The 4600-nt window shown below is 62.8% G+C and carries 2 protein-coding genes and 1 pseudogene; 2 read left to right on the top strand and 1 reads right to left on the bottom strand.

Annotation, left to right across the window (positions count from 1 at the left end; all coding sequences use genetic code 11):
- A pseudogene (locus EN994_RS18785) lies at positions 1-1505 on the bottom strand (peptidoglycan-binding protein); the annotation flags it as partial.
- A 455-nt stretch (positions 1506-1960) separates the two neighbouring features.
- Here EN994_RS18785 and EN994_RS18780 point away from each other — a divergent pair.
- Positions 1961-2419: a MerR family DNA-binding transcriptional regulator gene (locus EN994_RS18780; RefSeq protein ID WP_013533661.1), complete on the top strand. Its 459-nt coding sequence runs from the start codon at positions 1961-1963 to the stop codon at positions 2417-2419.
- Positions 2420-2726: 307 nt separating this feature from the next.
- Positions 2727-4517, top strand: a complete 1791-nt coding sequence (locus EN994_RS18775; RefSeq protein WP_013533660.1) for an acyl-CoA dehydrogenase — start codon at positions 2727-2729, stop codon at positions 4515-4517.
- Positions 4518-4600: the final 83 nt, after the last annotated feature.

The raw sequence follows: 4600 nt of genomic DNA, 5'->3' as shown, positions 1-4600 counted from the left end.
CGGCTCTCCAGTCCGCGGATCGCCGCTTCGCCCGCGGGATCGGGCACACGCGTTTCAAGGCGCTTGGCGAGCGCCGTAAAGCGGGCATCGATGGCTTCCATGATGCCGACGCTGTCGACCTGCGGCATGCGCTGGTCGAGCCTGTCAGCAACCTCGTCCAGCCTGCGCTCGAGATCGCGGAACAGCATGTTGCCCTGTTCGATGGCGTCACCCTGGCGGCGTTCCATCATGCTCGACAGCACGTCGAAGCGTTGCTCCAGCCCATGGAAGATGTAGTCGGCGTCAGGCATGGCGGGTGCCTGGTCGATCTTGTCGGCGATGAATGCGATCTGCTTGGCCAGGCGCTCCATCGCCTGCTCCGGCAGATTGGCGCGGCCGGCGAGTTCGTCGACCCGGCCCGACAGCGTGCTCAACCGGTCCATGACCGCGTTGCCGGGACGATCCTGCGCCACTTCCTGGATCTGGCCGGCAAGCGAGTCGATCCGTCTCTCTATGCGCTCGAAAGCCTCGTGGTCGAATGAATTGGCTTGCGCGGCGACCGTCGATGCCACGATGGCGCGGGAAATCTCGTCCAGCCGCTCGTCGATCATGCCAAGCGTGTCGCTGCCGCGATTGTCTTGCTGGCTGGCGAAATGGTCGACAGCGCCGGCAAGCGTCCGCACCTTCTCCTCCAGCGAGCGCAGCGACAACGATTCCGGCAAATTGTTGACGGCATTGCTGATCTGCTCGAGCCGGGCGGTGAGAGCAGACAGGCCCGGGTCGTCCGAGCGCTTGCGCTGGTCGGCGTCGAGGCGGTCTTCGAACGCCGTCCAGCGGCGATCGAAATCGTCCCAGCGGCGGTCGACCTTCTGCACGCTCTCTTCGCGTGCCAGCGTTTCGAGTGCGGCTTTGACCTGTTCGAGCTCGAGGCGCAGCATGTTGACGCTTCTGTCGTCGCTCTTCTCGGCCAGGGTCTGGATGGCGCCCGAAAGACGCTCGAACTCAAGGCCGAGTTCAGCACTGCCCTTGGCCGAAGCACCGGGCCTTGCGCCTGACTGGAAGGCCCGCTCGATGTCCTTGCGCAGCGCTTCGAATTCCCGCTGCAGGCCTGCGGTCATCTGGTGGCGCAATTCCTCGCGCATGCCGCGCAATTCGCCGGCGATCTTGCCGACCATGGCAACGCCATCCTCCTGGCCGCGCACGCGATCGATATCGCGGGCAATGGCCTGGTAATTCTGCTCGAAAGCGGCGGCTCCCTGCATCGGGCTCTTCGGACGCGACGCGGGCTGCGGGTCCTCATACCAGCGCTGCTGGCCAGAGGGCCGGGCGGCGGGGTAGCGCGCATCGGCACCATATTGGCGGGGATCGGGTTGGCGGAGTTCGGGACGTGCCATCGGATCCTCGCGCGTCCGCTCCAGCCGCTGCTCCAGTGTCTCCAGCGACTGGTTCAACTGATCGAGCGTGGTCTGCGGCCTGCGCTGCCTGCCGGCATTGAGTGTATCGAGATAGGACCGCTTGCTGTTCATCGGTGCGTCCGTCTTTCAGAATGGCTGGCTCGCGGCCAGTTCCCCCAGGTCCCTATCGGAACGAAGGCGACCGGCGGCGATGCCGCGGCGGAAGACGAGCTTCCCGGGCTCTCGCCCGCGCTCCGAAAAACCGTGAAAAATTCGATACAGGATAAACACGGGTAGCCGACGCGCCCACATTTCCCCCAACGTGGTAAACAACGCGTTAACCAAACTTAAGAAATCGAAAGGATGTTGGCTGCTGGCCTGACGGTGCGGCATAAAGGGCGGGGCGCAGAACGCCCTTGCGTCATCCTGCGGCAATCGGTATAGAATTGACGTAAACGTAAAAGGCGCATTGAGCGCATGTTTGCGATTTGTTTGTTGAAACCACGACTGGAAGCAGGCCCCCGCTTCCAGTCAGGCGACGCACGGTCCAGGACCGCGACGCCACCAGACGGGGAAAGCCAGTGACCATGAAGCTTATCTCGGCCGGCGAGACCGCGGCCAATACCAATATGTCTGCCGAAGCCGGCGAGGACCTCGTCCGCATCGGCGAGATGGCGAAGAAATATGGAGTGACGCTGCGCACGCTGCGTTTCTACGAAGACAAGGGCCTGCTCAACCCGCAGCGCGACGGTTCGACCCGTCTCTACACGCGCCGCGACAAGGCCCGCCTCAAGCTGATCCTGCTTGGCCGCAAGGTCGGATTCTCGCTGCGCGACGTCAAGCAGATGATGGATCTCTACGATCCCACCGGTTCAAACACCAAGCAGCTCAAGCTTGCGCTGGACAAGTCGGAAAAGCAGCTTGCCCGCCTGCAGAAGCAACGGGCGCTGATCGACGACGCCATCAACGAGCTCAGCGGCTCGATGTCGGCGGTGCGCCAGATGCTGAGCGAGCGTTCGGCGCCGCAGGCGAGCGCCGCCAGCTGAAGCAATTCCGTCAGGAATTGCGCCAGACACCAAGTCGTCTGCTGATTGTCCGAGTTCTGTCTAGCCGCGTGGCCTGCCACGCGGCTTTTCGTTGTCCTGGCCCACTCTTATGGCCTTTCGGCGCTGGCTTGCGCAACGTCGCGCCGCTACGCTCATTGCTCCAGGGGGCGGGGAATCTTGTCGCATCGAGAAAATTGACGTTTACGCAAACGTCAATTTTTGCTATCCCGCTCCCAATATGGGTCCGCATGCCGCCCTGGCTTGTCTTCGGGGCATTCGGACCGGGTTTGCAGGGTGGAGAAAAAGCATGCCGACATACAGGGCTCCGGTCCAGGATACGCTGTTCGTGCTCAACGAGGTTCTGGGTTACCAGCGTTATTCGAACCTTCCCGGATTTGCCGACGCCACGCCCGATGTGCTCGAGGCGATCCTCGCCGAAGGCGCCAAGCTCGCCGAAAACGTCATGCATCCGCTGAACCGTGTCGGCGACATGGAAGGCTGTGTGCGTCACGACGATGGCTCGGTGACCACGCCGAAAGGCTTCAGGGAGGCCTTCGACCAGTACCGCGAGGGCGGCTGGATGGGATTGGCCGCACCCGTCGAGTTCGGCGGCCAGGGCCTGCCCTATGCCGTGCACACCGCCGTCGCCGAATATATGGTCTCGGCCAATATGTCCTTGATGATGTATCCGGGCCTGACGCAGGGCGCGATCGCGGCAATCATCACCCACGGCACCGACGAGCAGAAGGCGACATGGTTGCCGAGGATGATCGAGGGTGCCTGGACCGGCACCATGAACCTGACCGAGCCGCATTGCGGCACGGATCTCGGCCTGTTGCGGACCAAAGCGGTGCCGAACGGCGATGGCACCTATAAGATTTCAGGCCAGAAGATCTTCATCTCGGCCGGCGAACACGACATGTCGGACAACATCGTCCATCTGGTGCTGGCCCGCATCGAGGGTGCGCCGGAAGGCGTCAAGGGCATCTCGCTGTTCATCGTGCCGAAGCTCAAGCTCGACCCGTCGGGCAATCCGGGCAACAGGAACACCGTCTCCTGCGGCTCGATCGAGGAGAAGATGGGCATCCACGGCAATTCGACCTGCGTCATGAACTATGACGAGGCTGAGGGCACGCTGCTCGGCGAGCCCAATGGCGGCCTGAAGGCGATGTTCACGATGATGAACGAGGCGCGCCTCGGTGTCGGCCTGCAGGGGTTGTCGCTGTCGGAGATCGCCTATCAGAACGCTGTCGGCTACGCCAAGGACCGTTTGCAGGGCCGCTCATTGTCTGGGCCGAAGGCGCCGGACAAGAAGGCCGATCCGATCATCGTCCATCCCGACATCCGCCGCAGCCTGATGACCATGAAAGCCTTCAACGAGGCCGGCCGCGCGCTGGCGCTGTGGACGGCGATCAAGTCCGACATCGCCCACCGCTCCGGCGACGACAAGGATCGCCAGGCCGCCGACGACTACACCGGCCTGATGACACCGGTGGTCAAGGGCGTGCTCACCGACAAAGGGTTCGACCACGCCGTCATGGCGCAGCAGGTGTTCGGCGGTCACGGTTATATCGAAGAGCACGGCATGAGCCAGTTCGTGCGCGATGCCCGCATCGCTATGATCTATGAAGGCGCCAATGGCATCCAGGCGCTCGACCTCGTCGGCCGCAAGCTTGGTTTGCATGGCGGCCGCGCCGTGCAGGCCTTCTTCAAGGAGGTTGGCGAATTCTGCGAGGAGAACCGCGCTAACGAGAAGATGGCGCCGTTCACCAAGGCGTTGAAGAAAGGTCTCAACGATTTGCAGGCAGCGACCATGTGGCTGGTGCAGAACGGCATGGCCAAGCCCGACAATGCGGGTGCCGCCTCGACCGACTACATGCATCTCTTCGGCCTGGTCGCTCTGGGCTATATGTGGGCGCAGATGGCCAAGGTGGCACTTGGCAAGACGGACGCCAATGGCGCGCAATCCTTCTACGACAACAAGATCGTGACGGGGCGCTTCTTCATGGAGCGGATCATGCCGGAGACATCGGCGCATCTCGCCCGCATTTCGAGCGGCGCTGACACATTGATGGCACTGCCGGCGGAAGCGTTCTAAGCTCGACTTCACTGGCCTTTCTGTCTGTCGATACGCGGAGGAAATCGTGGCGACAAATCCCGCCGAAGTGCTCTCTTTGCCGA

It is taken from the genome of Mesorhizobium sp. M7A.F.Ca.CA.002.09.1.1, assembly GCF_003998555.1.
Taxonomy (GTDB): Bacteria; Pseudomonadota; Alphaproteobacteria; order Rhizobiales; family Rhizobiaceae; genus Mesorhizobium; species Mesorhizobium ciceri.
This window is presented reverse-complemented; position numbering and strand designations above follow the sequence as displayed.

What these genes read in the sequence shown, in the direction of transcription:
- EN994_RS18775 (WP_013533660.1), top strand. Translation starts at nt 2,727, where the DNA reads ATGCCGACATACAGGGCTCCGGTCCAGGATACGCTGTTCGTGCTCAAC.
- EN994_RS18780 (WP_013533661.1), top strand. Translation starts at nt 1,961, where the DNA reads ATGAAGCTTATCTCGGCCGGCGAGACCGCGGCCAATACCAATATGTCT.